The organism is Bradyrhizobium sp. 179, from assembly GCF_023073535.1.
GTDB lineage: Bacteria > Pseudomonadota > Alphaproteobacteria > Rhizobiales > Xanthobacteraceae > Bradyrhizobium.
Map to the genome: position 1 here is coordinate 1 of NZ_JADPJR010000088.1, position 2,788 is coordinate 2,788.

General features: G+C 61.9%; 2 protein-coding genes and 1 pseudogene. 2 read left to right on the plus strand and 1 reads right to left on the minus strand.

Translation table 11 applies throughout. The features are described from left to right. Positions 1–320 precede the first annotated feature (320 nt). Entirely contained in the window at positions 321–509 is a 189-nt protein-coding gene (locus tag IVB12_RS21575) for a hypothetical protein (protein ID WP_247301635.1), read from the plus strand. Then, entirely contained in the window at positions 490–2,559 is a 2,070-nt protein-coding gene (locus IVB12_RS21580; RefSeq protein WP_247301636.1) for a recombinase family protein, read from the plus strand. The genes IVB12_RS21575 and IVB12_RS21580 overlap by 20 nt, the downstream gene beginning before the upstream one ends. A 34-nt stretch (positions 2,560–2,593) precedes the next feature. On the opposite strand, the pseudogene IVB12_RS21585 reads toward IVB12_RS21580, so the two are convergent. Next, positions 2,594–2,788: pseudogene (locus tag IVB12_RS21585) on the minus strand (ATP-binding protein); the annotation flags it as partial.

The window sequence follows — 2,788 nt, forward strand, 5'->3', positions numbered from 1 at the left end:
ACGCCTGGCGGACCAGCGTCATAATGCCGGGTGTCTGGGATCAGAGGTTGAGATCCTCTACCCATTTCATCCGCGATGCGGAGCGTTAGTCGTCGTTGTCGCCTGCAAGCGGCTCGGGGGTGAGACGCATTTTGTTATCAGACAACCTGATGCGACGTTAACGCTTCTGCCGGCATGGATGGCGACCCCCGCCGCCGCTTCCTTCCGACTGATAGCTGATCCGCGGCTTCCGGTGAATCGTCTGCTGGAGGCGCGCGTTCTTGCCGACGCGGCCTTAGCCTCCTCTCCCAGGGAATCGTCCCAATCGCGAGGAGGCGGTCATGGCGGACGCATCACGTCGTCAGGGGGATCTTTTCGAGAGCCCTCCAACATACAGCAGCATTCCAATCGAAGCCCACCAGCGAATGTTGGAGCTGTTGAAGGAGCTTCTGACCGAAGCGCTCACCGACAGCGCGGTCGACGCAAACGACGTGAACGGGGAGGACAGCGGTGAGCAAGATCACGCCTGAGCACCTTGCTCGCCAGGCCGTCGTGTACGTTCGTCAGTCGACGGCCGACCAGGTTATCAACAACCGAGAGAGCCAGCGCCGCCAGTACGGCTTGGCCGACCGTGCGCGGCAACTGGGCTGGAACGAGGTGGTCGTGATCGACGATGATCTCGGTCGCTCTGGTGGAGGCACCGCGCGTCCCGGCTTCGAGAAGCTGCTTGCCGCCATTTGCGAAGGGCGAGTTGGCGCTGTGGTCTCGATTGAGGCCTCTCGGCTGGCCCGCAACGGCAGGGATTGGCATACGCTCCTGGAGTTCTGCGGGCTCGTCGGAACACTGATGGTCGATGAGGATGGCGTCTACGATCCGCGCCACCCCAATGATCGCCTTCTGCTCGGCATGAAGGGCACAATGAGCGAGATGGAGCTGTCTATCTTTCGGCAGCGCTCGCTTGAAGCCTTGAAGCAGAAGGCCCACAGGGGTGAGCTCTTCCTCAACGTTGCCATCGGCTATCTCAAAGTCTCCCACGATCGGATCGAGAAGGACCCTGATCGACGCATTAAGGAGGCTCTCGCACTCGTGTTCACCAAGTTTGCCGAGATGCAGACACTTCGCCAGGTCCACCTGTGGTTACGGCAAGAACGAATCACTTTGCCCGCGGTCAGCCATGGCCCCGAGGGCCGCCACGTCGAGTGGAAGTTACCAGTCTACAATACGATCTATCACATCCTGACCAATCCCATCTATGCTGGTGCCTACGCCTTCGGGCGCTCGGGCAGTCGGGTGACGATCGAGGCCGGCCGCAAGAGGATCGTGCGGGGCTTCCGGCGGGAGCGCAGCGACTGGGAGGTTTTGATCAAGGACCACCATGAGGGCTACATTACGTGGGCGGAGTTCGAGAGGAATCAGCGCTTGATCACCGATAACGCCAATGGGAAGAGCTTCATGAGTCGTGGCTCGGTCCGCTGCGGCGAGGCCCTTCTTGCAGGGCTCCTTCGTTGCGGTCACTGCGGTCGCAAACTTCACGTTGCCTACAGTGGCACGCACAGCACTGTTGGGCGTTATCATTGCCCCGGTAGCCAGATCAACCATGGCGGAGGTCCATGTATCTCATTCGGCGGCCTGCGCGTGGATCGCGCAATCAGCGCGGAAGTCATCGCACGTTTGCAGCCGCTCGGTGTCAAGGCTGCGCTGGCTGCCATGGAGGCGCGCGGCCGTGAGCACGCCGAGAAGCTGCGTCAACTTGAACTGGCTCTGGAGCAAGCGCGTTATGAGGCCACTCGTGCTCGTCGGCACTATGAGGCCGTCGATCCCGACCATCGCTTGGTAGCCGGCGAGTTGGAGCGACGTTGGAATGAACGCCTGCTGGCTGTCCGCGCGCTCGAGGATGAGCGCGGTGCGTTTTTAGCCAAGCCGGAGACGACTCTGAGAGAGGGGGATCGCGAGCGGTTACTCGCGCTTGGCTCCGATTTGGAGCGTGCCTGGAACAGCACTGGGGCGACGCCTGCGACACGCAAGCGGATCATCCGAACTGTGATCCGCGAGATCGTTGTGCGCATCCATGATGAGGCGATCGAGCTTGTCATCCACTGGCAGGGCGGCGATCATACAGCACTAAAGACCAGGAAGAACCGCACGGGCCAACACCGCTGGAGAACGTCCGCGGACGTCATCGATCTCGTGCGTGTTCTGGCACGGCAGATGCCCGACAACACGATCGCGGCGGTCCTCAACCGCGCCGGCAAGTCGACGGGACGGGGTAACAGTTGGACCCGCGCCCGCGTTTGCCACTTGCGCAACCAGCAGGCTATCGCGCCCTACCGAGAGGGCGAACGCGCGGAGAGAGGAGAGGTCACTCTGGATGAAGCTGCCGCTGCCTTGAAGGTCAGCCCATCGACGGTTCGCCGTCTGATCGCGGAGCAGAGCTTGCCCGCGCATCAGCTGTGCAAGGGCGCACCCTGGGTGATCAAAGCGCTGGATCTGGAGCATCCTGAGGTCAAGAAGGCGGCACACGCGCGGCGCTTCCGGCGGCCGTCGTCCGGCGATCTGCGCCAAAGAGAGCTTGAACTATAACGGCATAGCGAGGTGAGCAGTATGAATCGGACTCGGGCGGGCCGAGCAGCAGCACGTTCTCTCCGTTGGCTATCCAAGGTGACGCGGCAAGATCGCGGATCTGCTTTGGATCGATTGACGGCTGCGCCTCGAAGTCGAAGCCAGCAAGCTCCTTCACGGCCGGGAAGTGTGCGAGCTTCAGCGCCATCTCGATGCGGCGATGATCCTTGCGCGCGATCTCGCGCTCGCA